Origin of the sequence: Brenneria populi, from assembly GCF_036016195.1 — a bacterium.
In the GTDB taxonomy this organism is placed as follows: domain Bacteria; phylum Pseudomonadota; class Gammaproteobacteria; order Enterobacterales; family Enterobacteriaceae; genus Brenneria; species Brenneria populi.
Genome location: NZ_JAYWTM010000001.1, coordinates 552,758 through 567,841 on the forward strand (window position 1 = coordinate 552,758; position 15,084 = coordinate 567,841).

General features: G+C 61.8%; 17 protein-coding genes. 9 read left to right on the forward strand and 8 right to left on the reverse strand.

What is annotated here, in order from left to right; translation table 11 throughout:
* Nucleotides 1-75 precede the first annotated feature (75 nt).
* From VSX58_RS02480 to nifM, 7 genes are read left to right on the forward strand one after another with little or no spacing between them, the layout of a single operon-like run.
* Nucleotides 76-381, forward strand: coding sequence for a hypothetical protein (locus VSX58_RS02480; protein WP_327616660.1), 306 nt, complete (start codon nt 76-78; stop codon nt 379-381).
* Between the two features lie 26 nt (nt 382-407).
* Nucleotides 408-1,277, forward strand: a complete 870-nt coding sequence (gene nifU / locus VSX58_RS02485; RefSeq protein ID WP_327616661.1) for a Fe-S cluster assembly protein NifU — start codon at nt 408-410, stop codon at nt 1,275-1,277.
* Nucleotides 1,278-1,288: 11 nt separating this feature from the next.
* On the forward strand, nt 1,289-2,479 hold the full coding sequence (gene nifS, locus VSX58_RS02490) for a cysteine desulfurase NifS (RefSeq protein WP_327616662.1): 1,191 nt from the start codon (nt 1,289-1,291) through the stop codon (nt 2,477-2,479).
* Between the two features lie 17 nt (nt 2,480-2,496).
* Nucleotides 2,497-3,642 (forward strand): homocitrate synthase, encoded by a 1,146-nt coding sequence (gene nifV, locus VSX58_RS02495; protein ID WP_327616663.1) that lies wholly within the window; start codon nt 2,497-2,499, stop codon nt 3,640-3,642.
* Nucleotides 3,643-3,653: 11 nt separating this feature from the next.
* Nucleotides 3,654-4,001 (forward strand): nitrogenase-stabilizing/protective protein NifW, encoded by a 348-nt coding sequence (locus VSX58_RS02500; protein WP_327616664.1) that lies wholly within the window; start codon nt 3,654-3,656, stop codon nt 3,999-4,001.
* The gene (locus VSX58_RS02505) at nt 3,998-4,447 is read left to right on the forward strand and encodes a nitrogen fixation protein NifZ (RefSeq protein ID WP_327616665.1); all 450 of its coding nucleotides are present in this window, start codon (nt 3,998-4,000) and stop codon (nt 4,445-4,447) included. The genes VSX58_RS02500 and VSX58_RS02505 overlap by 4 nt, the downstream gene beginning before the upstream one ends.
* A complete protein-coding gene (gene nifM, locus VSX58_RS02510; protein WP_327616666.1) occupies nt 4,431-5,288 on the forward strand; it encodes a nitrogen fixation protein NifM in 858 nt (285 codons plus the stop codon). The genes VSX58_RS02505 and nifM overlap by 17 nt, the downstream gene beginning before the upstream one ends.
* Nucleotides 5,289-5,603: 315 nt before the next feature.
* Here nifM and VSX58_RS02515 read toward each other — a convergent pair whose 3' ends face one another.
* From VSX58_RS02515 to rsxA, 8 genes are all read right to left on the reverse strand, one after another.
* Nucleotides 5,604-6,131, reverse strand: coding sequence for a flavodoxin (locus tag VSX58_RS02515; RefSeq protein ID WP_327616667.1), 528 nt, complete (start codon nt 6,129-6,131; stop codon nt 5,604-5,606).
* A gap of 154 nt (nt 6,132-6,285) precedes the next feature.
* Nucleotides 6,286-6,546: an RnfH family protein gene (locus VSX58_RS02520; RefSeq protein ID WP_327616668.1), complete on the reverse strand. Its 261-nt coding sequence runs from the start codon at nt 6,544-6,546 to the stop codon at nt 6,286-6,288.
* On the reverse strand, nt 6,543-7,283 hold the full coding sequence (locus VSX58_RS02525; RefSeq protein WP_327616669.1) for an electron transport complex subunit E: 741 nt from the start codon (nt 7,281-7,283) through the stop codon (nt 6,543-6,545). Before VSX58_RS02525 ends, VSX58_RS02520 begins: the two co-directional genes overlap by 4 nt.
* A complete protein-coding gene (gene rsxG / locus VSX58_RS02530; RefSeq protein WP_327616671.1) occupies nt 7,276-7,926 on the reverse strand; it encodes an electron transport complex subunit RsxG in 651 nt (216 codons plus the stop codon). Before rsxG ends, VSX58_RS02525 begins: the two co-directional genes overlap by 8 nt.
* Nucleotide 7,927: 1 nt before the next feature.
* Nucleotides 7,928-8,899 (reverse strand): RnfABCDGE type electron transport complex subunit D, encoded by a 972-nt coding sequence (locus tag VSX58_RS02535; protein ID WP_327616672.1) that lies wholly within the window; start codon nt 8,897-8,899, stop codon nt 7,928-7,930.
* A complete protein-coding gene (gene rsxC / locus VSX58_RS02540; protein WP_327616673.1) occupies nt 8,893-10,341 on the reverse strand; it encodes an electron transport complex subunit RsxC in 1,449 nt (482 codons plus the stop codon). Before rsxC ends, VSX58_RS02535 begins: the two co-directional genes overlap by 7 nt.
* On the reverse strand, nt 10,334-10,876 hold the full coding sequence (locus tag VSX58_RS02545) for an RnfABCDGE type electron transport complex subunit B (RefSeq protein ID WP_327616674.1): 543 nt from the start codon (nt 10,874-10,876) through the stop codon (nt 10,334-10,336). Before VSX58_RS02545 ends, rsxC begins: the two co-directional genes overlap by 8 nt.
* 9 nt (nt 10,877-10,885) lie before the next feature.
* Nucleotides 10,886-11,464: an electron transport complex subunit RsxA gene (rsxA, locus tag VSX58_RS02550; protein ID WP_327614961.1), complete on the reverse strand. Its 579-nt coding sequence runs from the start codon at nt 11,462-11,464 to the stop codon at nt 10,886-10,888.
* Nucleotides 11,465-11,797: 333 nt separating this feature from the next.
* Between rsxA and nifL the strand changes: the two genes are divergently transcribed.
* The gene (nifL, locus tag VSX58_RS02555; RefSeq protein WP_327616675.1) at nt 11,798-13,282 is read left to right on the forward strand and encodes a nitrogen fixation negative regulator NifL; all 1,485 of its coding nucleotides are present in this window, start codon (nt 11,798-11,800) and stop codon (nt 13,280-13,282) included.
* 4 nt (nt 13,283-13,286) lie between these two features.
* Nucleotides 13,287-14,873 (forward strand): nif-specific transcriptional activator NifA, encoded by a 1,587-nt coding sequence (gene nifA / locus VSX58_RS02560; protein WP_327616676.1) that lies wholly within the window; start codon nt 13,287-13,289, stop codon nt 14,871-14,873.
* The last annotated feature ends 211 nt before the right edge of the window (nt 14,874-15,084 follow it).

Genomic DNA, 15,084 nt, shown 5'->3' on the forward strand with positions numbered 1-15,084 from the left:
CATGCTGATAAAAAACGATTTTATGGCTGGCATCACATTTGCTCGGTGATAAGCGTCAGCGACGGGAGACCCATCATGATCCATATCGACGCAGTGACCCTACGCCAACTCAGACAACTCCAGGCGCAGCGCGGACGGGCCGGGGCCGGTCTGGCGCTGATCGTCCAGGGAGACGCCTGCCGGGGCTGGTCGCTGCGGATGATATGGCGCGATAGGGCGCTGCCCGACGACGAATGCCGTGAAATAGACGGATTGCGGCTATTCGCCTCGGCGTTGCATTGGCGACAGTTGGCGCAGGCGCGCATCAGTTCGGATACGCAGGGGATCTGGGTGGAGTTTCACCCGCAGGGATGCCGGTGCGAAAGCGGGTCGTGCGCATAGCAAAGTCAACAAACGGGAGTAAGAGCATGTGGAATTATTCTGAGAAAGTAAAAGAGCATTTCTTTCATCCGCGTAATGCCCGCGTGATCGAACAGGCAAACGCGGTCGGCGATGTCGGCTCTCTTAGCTGCGGCGACGCCCTGCGGCTGATGCTGCGGGTTGAGCCCGGTAGCGAAGTGATTCAGGAGGCGGGATTTCAGACCTTCGGCTGCGGCAGCGCCATCGCCTCCTCATCGGCGTTGACCGAGTTGATTATCGGCAAAACGCTGGACGAGGCCTCGCGCGTCACCAACCGGCAGATCGCCGATTACCTGGACGGCTTACCGCCGGAGAAAATGCACTGTTCGGTGATGGGGCAGGAAGCGTTGCGCGCGGCGATCGCCAACTATCGCGGGGAGACGCTGGAAGACGATCACGAAGAGGGCGCGTTAATCTGCAAATGTTTCGCCGTCGATGAGGGACAGATCAAGCGCGCGGTGCTCACCAACGGGCTGACCACGCTGGAGGAGGTAATCCATTACACCAAGGCCGGCGGCGGCTGTACCGCGTGCCATGAAAAAATCGAGCAGACGCTGAGCGCGATCCTGTCGGCGACGGAAGAGACCCCGGCGGCGGAGGTCAGCGAGCAGGCAAGCGAACGCCGGCCGATCGTCGAGGAGGTGATCAACAGCCTGCGGCCGCATATCCAAATGGACGGCGGCGATATCAGGCTGGTCGGCGTAACGGATAAAGAGGTGCGGGTGACGCTCTCCGGCAGCTGCAATGGCTGCATGATGACGGATATGACGCTGAGCTGGCTGCAACAGAAACTGCTGGAGCGGCTGGGTTACTTCATGCGCGTCGTTATAGATACGCCCGCTTCCGCCGACGTGATTTTCCAAACTTCCGACCGCTAAGGAGCGCGCATATGAGACCCATCTATCTGGATAACAACGCCACCACCCGTCTGGATCCGATGGTGCTGGAAGCCATGCTGCCGTTTTTACAGGAGCAGTACGGCAACCCGTCGTCGATTCACGACTTCGGCGAGCCTTCGCGGCGCGCCCTGGCCAGAGCGCGCGAACAGGTGGCCAGTTTCCTCGGCGCCCGCCACGACAGCGAAGTGATCTTTACCTCCTGCGCGACGGAAGCCACCTCCACCGCCATTCTTTCCGCGGCGGAAGCCTTCCCCGCGCGGCGGGAAATCATCACCACGCAAGTTGAACACCCGGCGACGCTGGCGGTATGCGAACATCTGGAGCGGCAAGGCTACACCATCCATCGCCTGGGCGTCGACGAGCAGGGCGCGCTCGACCTGGATCTCTACCGGAGGTTGCTGCACGACGGCGTCGCGCTGGTAAGCGTCATGTGGGCGAACAATGAAACCGGGGTGCTGTTTCCCATCGAACAGATGGCGCGGCTGGCCCATGAACACGGCGTTCTGTTTCACTGCGATGCCGTGCAGGCGCTGGGAAAAGTGCCGGTGGCGGTAGCCGACTCGGACATCGACATGCTCTCTTGCTCGGCGCACAAAATCCACGGTCCCAAAGGCATCGGCTGTCTGTGGCTGCGGCGCGGCACGCGCTTTCGCCCGCTGCTGCGCGGCGGGCATCAGGAGCGCGGCCGCCGGGCCGGAACGGAAAACATCGCCGGGATCGTGGGCATGGGCGCGGCAAGCGAGCTGGCCGCCGTCCATTTGCCGATGATGACGGCCAGCGTCGCGCCGCTGCGCGACCGGCTGGAAGCCGGATTGCGCGGCATCCCCGGCACCCGCGTCATGGGCGCCGGACAGTCGCGGACGCCGAATACCCTCAATATCGCATTTGAATTTATTGAAGGGGAAGCCATTCTGCTGATGATGAATCAGGTCGGAATCGCGGCGTCCAGCGGCAGCGCCTGCACCTCCGGTTCGCTGGAGCCTTCCCATGTGATGCGCGCGATGAACATTCCCTATACCGCCGCACACGGCAGCATCCGCTTCTCGCTGTCGCGCTACACGCGTGAAAAAGAGATCGGCTACGTGCTCGAACAGCTTCCGCCGATAGTCGATCGTCTGCGCGCGCTGTCGCCGTACTGGCAGCAGGGGAAACCGGGCGCATTCGCCCCGGCCTGGGGTTAACCGGGGAGAGGCCGCCGATGAGAACCATCGTCGTTAATGACACCACGCTGCGCGACGGCGAACAGAGTCCCGGCGTGGCCTTCAGCGCCGAAGAGAAGCTGTCGATCGCCGTTGCGCTGGCGCAGGCGGGCGTTCCCGAGCTGGAAGTGGGAACGCCCGCCATGGGCGCGGAAGAGTGCGCGCGCATTTATCAGATTCGGCAAACGCTGCCGGATATCACGCTGATGGCCTGGTGCCGGCTCAACGAGAAGGACATTCGCCAGGCGGCGCGGCTGGGCGTGGACTGGGTGGATATTTCGCTGCCGGTTTCCGCCTGTTTGCGCCAGTTCAAAATCGGCCTGACGTGGTCTGAAATGCTGCAGCGGCTTAGCGATCTGACCCAGCTGGCGCTGGCGCAGGGGCTTCAGGTCTGTGTCGGCGGCGAAGACGCTTCGCGCGCCAGCGAGGAAGATCTGGCGGCGGTTGCCGGGACCGCGGCGGCGGCCGGCGCCGGCCGCATGCGCTTTGCCGATACGCTGGGCCTGCTCGATCCGTTTTCCGCCATGCGGCAGATCCGGCGCTTGCGTCGTTATTGGCCGAGGGAGTTGGAAATTCACGCCCACAACGACCTCGGCATGGCGACCGCCAATACGCTGGCGGCGGTGCGCGCCGGCGCCACCCACGTCAGCACCACCGTTCTCGGGCTGGGCGAGCGGGCGGGCAACGCCGCGCTGGAGCAGGTGGTGCTGGGGTTAACGCATACCCAACTGGGGGAAACCCATATCGATACCCGGCAGCTGACGGGGTTGTGCAAACAGCTTGCCGCCGCCGCCGGCGAGCGCCTCCCTTACCGGCAGCCGCTGGTCGGCGAACGGGTGTTTACCCATGAGTCGGGCGTCCACGTCGCCGGTCTGCTGCAAGGCGTGGAAAGCTACCAGAGCATTCCGCCCCAATTGCTAGGGCGCGAACACCGGTTGGTGCTGGGAAAGCATTCGGGAAAACGCGCGCTGCACGCGGTTTTCTCGCAGCTTGGCCTGCCGATAAGCGACGCGCAGATAGCGCCGATTCAACAGGCGCTGCGGCTGTTTGCCGAAACGGACAAACGCCCGCCCACCCCGGATGAGCTTCGCCGTCTCTATCAGGGGATAAGCGAGATTCCGCTCAGGGCGCTTAATATTGTGTGACGGAGAAAAATATGGACTGGTTCAATGAGCTGCCCGGCGTAAGCCGGTTGGAAAGCGCCGAAGACTTCCTGCGTTTCTTTGCCATTCCGTTTGATGAACGGGACGTGCGGGTTAAACATCTGCATATTTTGCATGCCTTCAGCCGACGCTTACGCCAATACCGGCCGGACGACGAGCCGGAGATCGCGCCGCAGCAGCGCCGGCGGCTGCGGTTGGATCAGGTGCGGTTGATGCTGATGGAGAGCTATGCGTACGTCATCGGCGGCGAACTGCGGGAGCGTTCGCCGCTGCGCGTCTATCAACGCACCGTCCGCTGTTTTATTCCCTGGCTGCTGCTGGATGAAGGAAAGGGCGTATGAAGCCGCGTTTTGAATTCGGCGAAGCGGTACGCACGATCCGCACGATCCGCAACGACGGCACCTTCCCGCACAGGGCGCGCGGCGAGCAACTGGCGCGGCGCGGCGCGGTGGGCTATGTGCGGGAATGGGGCACCTTTTTGCAGGATAACATTATCTATCAGGTCCATTTTCTTGAGGACGACCGCATCGTGGGCTGCCGGGAGACCGAGCTGATCCCCGCTTCGGCGCCGTGGTTCGAGGACGCGTTCCAGTTCGGCGACTGGGTCCGCGCCGTCATGATCCTGACCACCGGCAGGCAGGTTCGCGTTCAGGCCGGGGATCTCGGCCAGGTGATGGGGGTTGAGCGCGCAAAGGAGTCCGTGCAGTTTATCGTGCTGTTCGGCGCTACCTTGCTGCAGGTGCCGGAACATGCGCTGGAGGCGGTCGACGATGACGACAATCTGTAATCCGGAGGTTCTGACGATGTGGCAACGCTATTGCCGGTTGAAATTATCGCTGTCGCTGTATCACTGTCCGCCCTGGCAGTTGGGGACGGCGCAGCAGGCGGCGTTCGCCGGGCAGCTGGAGCGACAATGGCGGCTGGAGGCGGCGATTCGCGAACAGGCGCGGCGGCAGGGGATTCAGGCCGATCGGGAGGGCATCGTCGCGGCGCAGTATGCGCTGCGTACCTTTTTCGATAATGAACATGCGTGGAAGGAGGCATTGCGCCGCGCCGGGGTTGACGAGGCCGGGCGGCGACAGGCGATGGCCCATGAGGCGATCCTGTCCGCTGCGCTGGAACAGGCGGCGAATCGCGCGCCCGGCGTCGACGAACGGGAAATCGAGACGTGGTATCAGCATAATACGCACCGTTTTCAGCAGCCGGAACAGCGCCTGGCGCACCATCTGCTGCTGGTGATTGATGACGCCCAGGCTAATTGTGACAGTGTAATGGTCACCCGGCGCATCGCCGCGCTGCAACGGCGTTTACAGATCGATCCGCGGCGTTTCCCGCGGCTGGCCGGCCGCTTTTCCGAATGCCCGACGGCGTTGGAGGGGGGAAAGATCGGCTGGGTGGGGCGCGGCGTGCTCTATCCGGCGCTGGATGCGCAGCTCTTTTCCCTTGATGCCAACGATATCAGCCCGGTGGTGGAAAGCCCGATGGGCCTGCACGTTTTATGGTGCGAAGCGATTCGCCCCGCCGGCGAGCTGCCGAAAGCCGACGCGCTGGCGCAAATTCGACGACAGTGGCAGGAAAAACGCCGCCGGCAGTATCAGCGCCGCTGGCTGGCGGAGATTTCGCGCTAATCGCGATACGCAAGTAGACGCCGTTATTTGCATCGGGCGGACGATGGTTCGGCAGAGAAATACCTGGATCAATCCGCCCGAAATTTTTCCCCTGCCCGACATAAAATAGCGAAAAATTATATCATCCGATTGTTTATCAAAATGCAGTTCTCCGCGATCGGCCGGTGCAATGGATTCAGTCAGAATGGCTCGACTCGAATAGCCATTTTCGCTAAAAGTTGATACTTCACCCGCGGCCGAAGACCTTCTCTATCGCGATACGGCGAATAGCCCCGCGGCAAACCGCTGCGGGGCTGTATCGATCGGGCGATAAAATCAAAGCGCCGCCTGAAGCGCGCCGACCCAGCGGGTGACTCGCTCCTCCGTCAGATCCTGCTGGTTGTCCTGATCCAACACCAGCCCGACGAAGCGCTCGCCCTCCAGCGCGGCGGATTCCGTGAACGAATAGCCGTCCGTCGGCCAGAAGCCAATCACCGCTGCGCCGGCTTCGCAGACGATGTCGTACAGCTCGCCCAGGGCGTTGACAAAGGCGTCGGGGTAGCTCTCCTGATCGCCCAGGCCGAACAGCGCGACCGTCTTGCCGCTCAGGTCGGCGTTCGCCAGCTCATCGGCGAACTCGGCCCACGACTCGCTCATGCACTCCGCCTCCAGCCCGGGAAGCTGCCCGTCCCCCAACGTCGGCGTGCCGAGAATCAGCGTGTCATAGGCCAGCAGATCCGCTAATGACGCGCGGTTGATATTCACCGGTTCGTCCGCCAGTTCACCCAACTTTTCCTTGATCAGCTTCGCGACCTTGCGGGTTTTACCGGTGTCGGTGCCGAAAAAAATGCCGATAGCGCTCATGGTTTACACTCTCCTTAAAAGGATGCCTGAAAAGGGCGAGACCGATCGTTTAAGCATCAAGATACACGGGCGACCACCGGGAATCTCCCCCTGTGTTTCCCCTAAAAATAGGCTTAAGTGACCCGCATTCGCCCGAAATGGCGGTTAAATGAAATTACTCATCGTCGTCGTCCGCCCCTTGGGCGGGGCGTTCAATCGGCAGATAGATCTCCACCCGGTCGCCTTCGCGCACTTCGCTGTCGGCGGAGCAAAGGCGGCCGTAAATTCCCATGCGATGCCTGTCCGGATCCAGCCAGGGATAGAGCGTGGGCAGGGGCGAAGCCAGAAACGCCTCTCTGAGCGTGACGGGCGCCGCCATCTCCATCTCAATGCAGCGGCTTTCGCCGCCGCTGGCGTGAGCTATGGTGAACTTCATCCCCGGCATCCTCCGCATCCCGCTCCGCAGCCTAATCCCGCCGCGGACTCTTTGTTCAGCGCCTCACGGCCATGGCGCCATACCTTGACCGCGCGGATCCCGGCCAGCATAAAGCCCATAACCAGAAAGCCGCCCGGCGGCAGCAGCATCAGCAGGAAACCGCCATAGCCCGGCAGCAGGTGGATTTCCAGAAAACGAAAATGCGGCCCCAGCAGTTGTTCCGCGCCGCTGAACAGCGTGCCGCCGCCGATGATCTCCCGAATCGCGCCCATGGAGGTCAGCCCCAGCGTAAAGCCCAAACCCGTCGCCATGCCGTCCAGCGCGGCGGCGAACGGCGGATTGTGCGCGGCAAAGGATTCGGCGCGCCCCAGCAGGGCGCAGTTCGCCACAATCAGCGGAATAAACAGGCCAAGGATCTTATGCAGGTCGTGCATCCAGGCGTTCATCGACAGATCGAGCAGCGTCACCAGGCTGGAGATGATCAGGATATAGACCGGGATGCGAATCTGATGCGGGGTGATGCGACGCAGCAGCGACACCAGCAGATTGGCTCCGGCCAGCACCGCCATGGTCATGACGCCCATGCCGAAACCATTGGTGGCGGTGGTGGTCACCGCCATCAACGGGCACAATCCCAGAATCTGTACGAACGTGACGTTATTGGTCCAGACTCCGCTGACCAGAATGTCCCGATAGTCGGGGCGCGCCGGCGGCGCGGTCGCGATAATTTCACTCATTGGCTTTCTCCTGCGTCAGACCGAGCAATTGCGCGCGATGGCGCTGAAACAACAGCAGCGTTTGGTGAACGCTCTTCACCACCGCGCGCGGGGTAATGGTGGCGCCGGTGAACGCGTCGAACTCTCCGCCGTCCTTTTTAACCCGCCACTGATTGTCCGTGGTGTTTTGCAGCGATTTGCCGTTAAAACCCAGAATCCAGTCGCCGTGGCTCAGTTCGATTTTGTCGCCCAGTCCTGGCGTTTCCGTATGGGAAACGACGCGTACGCCGGTCAGATCGCCGTTGGCGCTAATGCCGATCAGCAGGCTGATAACGCCGCTGTAGCCCTTTTCGGCGCCGAACATCACCACGCCGCTCGGCCGACCTTGCAGCGTGGCGCGGTAAAACCGTACGTCGCGCCCCTCCAGCTGTAGGGTGACTTCGTCGTCGCTCAGGGCGTTATCATGCAAGGCGCCGGGGAAGACGGCCGCGAGCTGCCGCTGGGTATCTTCCTGATGGCGCAGTTCAATTTCGTTATAGGTCGCCCACCAGACGCCGCCGATCAGCAGGCTGATCAGCAGCGTAAAGGCGCCGAGCAGTAAACTCAGATTGACCGGATGAGCGCGCGGCGGCCAGCGCAGACCGCCGTCAAAGAGCGAGGTCATATCATTTCTCCTTTTGCGTTTGATAGCCGTAGGCGCGCGGACGGGTCCAGCTATCGATCAACGGGGTCAGCGCGTTAACCAGCAACACCGCAAACGCCACCCCTTCGGGATAGTTGCCAAAACTGCGGATAGCCCAAACCAGCAGCCCGGCCAGCGCGCCGTAATAGAGCCTGCCGCGCGGGCTGCCGGGGCCGGTGACCGGATCGGTGATGATGAACGCCGCCCCCAGCATCAGGCCGCCGGTAGTGAGCTGCGCCATCGGCGGCAAAATCGATTGCGGGGCGATAAGCCATTGCAGCATGCCGGGCAGCAGACAGCCGGCCAGCATGGCCAGCGGCGCGTGCCAGCTAAACACCCGTTGCTGCAATAGCCACAGCCCACCCAGCGCCAGCAGCAGCGTGGAGGTTTCGCCGAAGCTGCCGTTATGGGTGCCGAGCAGCGCATTCTCCAGGGAGAGCGGCGCCTGGGCATGCTCCCGGAACGCGCCGAGCGGCGTGGCGCCGGTGGCGCCGTCGGCGCCCAGTGAATAGACCATGCCGTGCCAGAACGCCGTCGGATCCACCCAGTGGGTCATCTGTACCGGAAAGGCGATCAGCAGCACCACGCGCGCCAGCATCGCGGGGTTGAACAGGTTTTGCCCAAGCCCGCCGTAAATATGTTTCCCCAGCACGATAGCGATCGCCGAACCCAGCGCCCCCAGCCACAGCGGAGCGTGCGGCGGCAGACTGAGGGTAAACAGCAACGCGGTCAGCAGCGCGCTGCCGTCGAAGACATGGCCGAGCGACGCCGGATTGACGCGCAGGCAGACGGCTTCGCACAGCAGCGCGGTAGCCACGCTGACGGTCATCAGCATCAGCGCCGGCGCGCCGAACTGAATAATGCCCAGCAGCACCGCCGGCATCAGCGCCAGATTAACTTTGGCCATCAGATGCCGCGTACTGAGGCCCTGATGAACGTGGGGTGAGGTCAGCATGTGGGTTCCTCCATTGGGGCATCGGGGGCGGCGCGCCGGCGTCGGGCGGGCCGCGCCGCTTTCGCGGCGGCTTTTTCCGCCGCCTCGCGCGCCAGTCGCTCCTGCCGGCGCAGGCTGTTGGCGCTGGCGCGCCGCATTTTCTGTTCCTGACGGATTTCCAGCCGGAGCTGCTGCTGTCCCCAGTCAAAAAACTGCGTCAGCGGCAGCACGGCCGGGCAAACCCATGAACAGGAACCGCACAGCAAACAGCTGTTCAGGCCGAGATCGCGGGCGCTATGCAACGCGTCGATTTTCAGCTCGGCCAGCATGGCCAAGGGCGCCAATCCCATCGGACAGGCGTCGACGCAGCGGCCGCAGCGCAAACAGGCGCTGGCGTGCGGCTGGGGAATCTCCTCTTCGGTCAGTAGCAGCAGGCCGCTGGTGCCTTTGGTGATGGGGGCATTAAGATCGGTCGTCGCGCGTCCCATCATCGGGCCGCCGAGGATTATCCGCGCCGGCGCGCTCTTCATGCCGCCGCAGGCGGAGATGATGGCGCTGATGGGCGTGCCGATCGGCACCAGCAGGTTGCCGGGCCGTTCAATCGCCCGGCCGCTGACGGTGATGACCCGGTGGGTTAGCGGCTGACGAAAGCGAATGGCGTGAAAAATCGCGATGCAGGTGCCGACATTCTGCACCAGCACGCCCATTTCCGGGGAACGTCGGTTGTGCGGAATTTGCCGACCGGTCACCGCTTCAATAAGCTGTTTGGCCGATCCCATCGGATAGAGCGAAGGCAGGGCGACGACATCGATATCCGCCTCGTCCTGGCACAAGCGGTCAAGGCGGCGGATCGCCTCGCGCTTGTTGTCTTCGATGCCGATATAGACATGCCGGGCTTTGGTCAACTGCCGCAGATAACGAATACCGCCGAGCAGAAACTCGGCCTGCTCCTGCATCATGCGCTCATCGGCGGTGATATAGGGCTCGCACTCGCCGCCGTTGATGATGAGGTAGTTGATTTCATGGCGCATCGCCAGCCGGATTTTATCCGCCGCCGGAAACATCGCGCCGCCCATGCCCACAATACCGGCCTGTTCGATTAACGACAGCATCTGCGCTTCCGGGGTGTCCTCGGCGCTTTCCAGCGGCAAGGCTTTCGGGGCGGACGGCGACACCTGCAGCTGAATATAGCCGCCTTCGCCGACGGCGATATCGCTGACGACGCCGTTCGCCGGGCTATGCAGCGGCGCGGACAGGCGGCCGAACGGCTGCGCCAGTCGCTGGCCATATGTGACATTGTCACCCACGCTCACTTCAGGAATGGCGGGCGCGCCGCTATGCTGGCGCAATGGCAGCGTCAGTTTGTCCGGCAGAGGCAGCGCGCGGATCGCCAGATCCCGCGTTAGCGATTTGTGGCTGTAAGGACGAATGCCGCCGTGCGGCGTCGTGAGGGCTTTAAGCATAATGAGGCTCCTGCCGTAGCGGTAGGCCCGGCTTGGCGATGGCGGGGGTAAGATGGGGATCGGCGTAAAGCTGAATGCAGCCGTTCGGACAGGCGGACACGCACGAACCGCATCCGGTGCACTCTTCGCTGAGTACGCCATGCAGCTGACGGGTCGCCCCGACGATCGCGTCAAAGGCGCACTGTTTTAGGCAACGCCCGCAGCCGTCGCAGTCGGACGCGGCAATCAGCGCCACCATCGGCCCCTGAACGCTGTTTTCATCCAGGCTGACGCCCATCAACGCGGCGATGCGCTGCGCGACCGCCTGTCCGCCCGGCGAACAGATGGTGACTGCCGCCTCGCCGCTCGCCATGGCCGCCGCCGCCTGACGGCAGCCGGGATAGCCGCATTGGCCGCACTGGCCGTTCGGCAATAGCGCGGCAATATCATCAACCAGCGGATCGCTGTCTATTTTCAGGTAGATCGCGGCATAACCCAGCAGCGCGCCAATGACCGCGGAGACCAAGGGAACGGCGAGTAAGGTCAGTATCAGCATCTCCGCCCCCTATGACGACAAACCGGCAAAGCCGGTGAAGGCCAGCGCCAGAATGCCGGCGGTGATAAAGTTGAGCGGAGCGCCCTTAAACAGCAGCGGGGGCAGCGCGGCGGCCTGTCGCTCGCGCAAACCGGCGAAAACGATCATCACCAGCGAATAGCCCAGAGAGGCGCTGAAGCCGAACAGCACGCTATGGGTGAAGCTAAGATGATCCTGCAGAACCAGCAGCGCCACGCCGAGCACGGCGCAGTTGGTGGTAATCAGCGGCAGAAAGATGCCCAGCGTGCGATAGAGCGTCGGGCTGTATTTCGCTATCACCATTTCGATCAGCTGCACCAGCGAGGCAATCACCAGAATGACCGACAGCAGGCGCAGGTAGCCGAGGTCGAGCGGCATCAGGATCCAGGTTTCAATCACCCAACCCAGCGCGGCCGACAGGGTAATCACCACGGTGGTCGCCATCGACATACCGATGGCGGCTTTGACCTGATTGGTGACGCCCATAAAGGAACATAGCCCCAGAAAGCGCGCCAGTACGACATTGTTGACCAGAATATTGGTCAGCATGATTAACAGTATCTCTTTCATTTATCCCCCCGAGATCGCGATTGCCGGAGGGATATTGCGAAAGCCGTGCCAGTTTATCCGGCTCAATAAATGTTCAATTAGAGTGCAGAGATCTGCGCCAAAAATGCGCAAACCGATAAGTATTCATAATGTGATTAGGCTCACGGCGAAGGCGAAAAGCGCTAAACAGAGCCAAAACCCCCACTGAGATCAAGGTTTAGGAGGTTTTCCATCCATAAGGAACGATTCTTGCAATTTTTCTGCGGTTATTTCGCGTCGTACGCCGGCTGTCTTGCAATCTGACAATTTGTCACGAAGCCGACAGCGTTCGTAATGCAAACCGGAGGGGCCCGGATGAGTTCATCATTAATTTTGGACGATGTGCAGCTGATTACATCGTCTCTCGGGGGAAAAGGGTTGCATGCCGCCGTCTTTCATACCGTCGTCGAGCAATCCTCCGTCGCTATTTCCATTACCGATCCGCAGGCGAATATTGTTTACGTCAACCCGGCCTTCGCGCAGCTGAGCGGCTATACGCGGCAGACCCTGATTGGCGCCAACCACAACCTGCTTGCCAGCCATCAAACGCCGGAATCGGTATACCGCGCCATGTGGGACGCCATCACGGCGGGCGATTCGTGGAACGGCCAGTTGATTAACCGCCGCCGGGATGCGTCGCTTTATCTGGCCGAGGTGACGATCTCGCCCATCGTCAACGGCCAGGGAGAGATCGAACACTATCTCGGTATGCATAAAGATATCAGCGAACGCTACGCGCTGGCGCAGCGGGTGCGTAATCAGATGACGCTGGTTTCCGCGGTGCTGAACAATATACCGGCGGCGGTGGTGGTGGTGGACGGCCAGCAAAAAATCGTTATGGATAACCTGGCCTATAAAACGCTGAGCGCCGACTGCGCCGGCGAAGAGCCGCTGGCGCTGCTGGATTGCCTAAACCAGCCGGAGCCTTCGGCCATGCTGCCGCTGACCATTCGCGGCGCCCAGCGCTGGTTTTCGGTCAGCCGCTGGCCGCTGCATGCGGTTAATGAAGAGGCCAGCCTCTATTTTACCGACAGCGCGCCCCCCAGGCAGCTGGTGGTGATTGTCGATTGCACCGAACAGCAGCGGCGGATAACGCAGGAGCGGCGCGCCCAGCTCGAACGGCACATTAATCTCAATAAGATGATGGCGGCGATCCGGGAAACGCTGGACGCGGCCCTCATCCAGCTCAGTTGCCCGCTGAATATGCTGTCCGCCGCGCTGCGTCTGAACCCGGACGCCGACAGTATCGCGCTGCGTTCGGCCTGGAGCGAGGGTAAAGAGGCGATAGCGCGCCTGACGGCCTGTCGGCCTTCGATGGATCATGAGCCGCCGGACCGCTGGTCGGTAGGCGGCATGATGACGGATCTGTCCGAACTCTATCAGTCCCGTTTAAGCAATATAGGCACGCCGATCTGGTCTTGCGCCGATCCCGATTTAACGCTGCGCGCCCGGCGGATGCTGGTTCTTACCGCGCTCAGCCTGTGGCTCGACCGCTGTCTGGCGCTGCCCGCCAGAGAGGACAGCGCGGCGGTGATTGAAATCAGCGCCTGCCGGCAGTGCCATAGCCTGCTTTTTTCCGTCTGCGACAATCTGCCCACCGCCATGCGGGAGGCGCCGCATCCCATGGCGGAAATTCTGGCGACGGGCCAATGCATGGAGCTGCGGCTGATGCAAATAATCATGTCTCAGCTGCACGGCACGGTCAGCGTAGAGAATTTGTCATCGGGCGCCACGCGGATGGTGCTTGCTCTGCCGCTTGACGATTTATGCCTCACCGACACAGATACCCTGGGAGGATGAAAAAATGGCTCATTTTCCGACGACGGAACGGATAACCCGCCGATTAGATCTTCAGCAACAGGTGGTCGCGCTGCATAAAATCAGCGTGGCGCTTAGCCACTCGCTGGACCTACAGCAGACGCTGGAATCGATGATTCAGGCGCTGCACGACCATGCCTTTATGCAATACGGCATGGTGTGCCTGTTTGATAAGGATCGGTCGTCGCTGTTTATCGAGGCATTGCAAGGCGCGGATACCCAGGTTATCAAAGGAGGGCGCGGCGTCCGCTATCGGGTGGGAGAAGGGATTTTAGGCTCCGTTATGAGCCAGCGCTCATCGCTGGTCCTGCCGCGCGTATCGGACGATCCGCGCTTTCTGGATCGGCTTAACCTTTATGATTACGCTCTGCCGTTTATCTGCGTCCCCATTCAGGGGCCGGATGATGAGCCCTTGGGCGTTCTGGCGGCGCAGCCTATGGAGCTGCATGAGGATCGTCTGCCGTCCAGCACCCGTTTTCTGGAAATGGTGGCCAACCTGATCGCGCAAAACGTGCGCATGGTCGGCCGCGCCAAAGGGGAACACGAGGCGCTGCGCGCCGAGCGCGACGGCCCGCGCGGAAAAGTCCGCCAGCAATACGGCTTTGACAACATTGTCGGAAAAAGTCAGGCGATGCGGCACATTTTCGACATGATGCGCCAAGTATCCCGCTGGGACACTACGGTGTTGATCCGCGGCGAGAGCGGCACCGGTAAGGAGATGATCGCCAACGCCATTCACTACAACTCGCCGCGCGCCGGCACGCCGTTTGTGAAGTTCAACTGCGCGGCCTTGCCGGATTCCCTGCTGGAGAGCGAACTGTTCGGCCACGAGAAGGGGGCGTTTACCGGCGCGGTCAAGCAGCGCAAGGGGCGCTTTGAACTGGCGGACGGCGGTACGCTGTTTCTTGATGAAATAGGGGAAAGCAGCGCCTCCTTTCAGGCCAAGCTATTACGCATCCTGCAGGAGGGCGAAATGGAGCGGGTGGGCGGCGACGAAACCCTGCATGTCGACGTCCGTATCATCGCCGCGACCAATCGCAACCTGGAGGAGGAGGTTCGCGCCGGCAACTTTCGCGAAGATCTCTATTACCGCCTGAACGTTATGCCGATTTTCCTGCCGCCGCTGCGGGAACGGCTGGAGGACGTGCAGGATCTGGCTCAATTCCTGTTAGCCAAATTAAGTAAACGGCAAGGGCGCGAGCTGCATATCAGCGACGGCGCGCTGCGGCTGCTGGCGAACTACGACTGGCCGGGCAACGTGCGCGAGCTGGAGAACTGTCTGGAGCGCGCGGCGGTTATGGCCGAGGATGGGCTGATCGATCGCGATGTGATCCTGTTTAACTATAAGGAAAGCACCCTGACGCCGCATAGCCGCGTTAAAACGGGCGAGATGGCGCCGAACGCCGGCGGCGAGCCGGGCATTGAAAATATTCAGGATGAGCGGCAGCGGCTGATCGCCGCCCTGGAGCGCAGCGGCTGGGTTCAAGCCAAAGCGGCCCGTTTACTGGGAATGACGCCCCGTCAGGTGGCTTACCGCATCCAGATTATGAACATCAACATGCAACGGATGTGACGCCGTCCCGGCGCCGCATCATCTTTTACGCCGGGCGGCGGCAACCCCCGCCGACCTCCATGCGCGTGGTCTCGCAGCGAAACAGGCCGTGCAGGCCGGCGCGCCGCGCGTGTCGCATTCGGTACATTGTCCGACATTGTCGGTTATCAGGCAGCAAGGATAACCGCTAACTCTTTATTTTATCGCTATTTTAAATTCTCGCCGCCCGGCA

Coding starts and splice junctions, on each gene's coding strand:
- VSX58_RS02480 (WP_327616660.1), top strand. CDS start 76: ATGATCCATATCGACGCAGTGACCCTACGCCAACTCAGACAACTCCAG.
- nifU (WP_327616661.1), top strand. CDS start 408: ATGTGGAATTATTCTGAGAAAGTAAAAGAGCATTTCTTTCATCCGCGT.
- nifS (WP_327616662.1), top strand. CDS start 1,289: ATGAGACCCATCTATCTGGATAACAACGCCACCACCCGTCTGGATCCG.
- nifV (WP_327616663.1), top strand. CDS start 2,497: ATGAGAACCATCGTCGTTAATGACACCACGCTGCGCGACGGCGAACAG.
- VSX58_RS02500 (WP_327616664.1), top strand. CDS start 3,654: ATGGACTGGTTCAATGAGCTGCCCGGCGTAAGCCGGTTGGAAAGCGCC.
- VSX58_RS02505 (WP_327616665.1), top strand. CDS start 3,998: ATGAAGCCGCGTTTTGAATTCGGCGAAGCGGTACGCACGATCCGCACG.
- nifM (WP_327616666.1), top strand. CDS start 4,431: ATGACGACAATCTGTAATCCGGAGGTTCTGACGATGTGGCAACGCTAT.
- VSX58_RS02515 (WP_327616667.1), bottom strand. CDS start 6,131: ATGAGCGCTATCGGCATTTTTTTCGGCACCGACACCGGTAAAACCCGC.
- VSX58_RS02520 (WP_327616668.1), bottom strand. CDS start 6,546: ATGAAGTTCACCATAGCTCACGCCAGCGGCGGCGAAAGCCGCTGCATT.
- VSX58_RS02525 (WP_327616669.1), bottom strand. CDS start 7,283: ATGAGTGAAATTATCGCGACCGCGCCGCCGGCGCGCCCCGACTATCGG.
- rsxG (WP_327616671.1), bottom strand. CDS start 7,926: ATGACCTCGCTCTTTGACGGCGGTCTGCGCTGGCCGCCGCGCGCTCAT.
- VSX58_RS02535 (WP_327616672.1), bottom strand. CDS start 8,899: ATGCTGACCTCACCCCACGTTCATCAGGGCCTCAGTACGCGGCATCTG.
- rsxC (WP_327616673.1), bottom strand. CDS start 10,341: ATGCTTAAAGCCCTCACGACGCCGCACGGCGGCATTCGTCCTTACAGC.
- VSX58_RS02545 (WP_327616674.1), bottom strand. CDS start 10,876: ATGCTGATACTGACCTTACTCGCCGTTCCCTTGGTCTCCGCGGTCATT.
- rsxA (WP_327614961.1), bottom strand. CDS start 11,464: ATGAAAGAGATACTGTTAATCATGCTGACCAATATTCTGGTCAACAAT.
- nifL (WP_327616675.1), top strand. CDS start 11,798: ATGAGTTCATCATTAATTTTGGACGATGTGCAGCTGATTACATCGTCT.
- nifA (WP_327616676.1), top strand. CDS start 13,287: ATGGCTCATTTTCCGACGACGGAACGGATAACCCGCCGATTAGATCTT.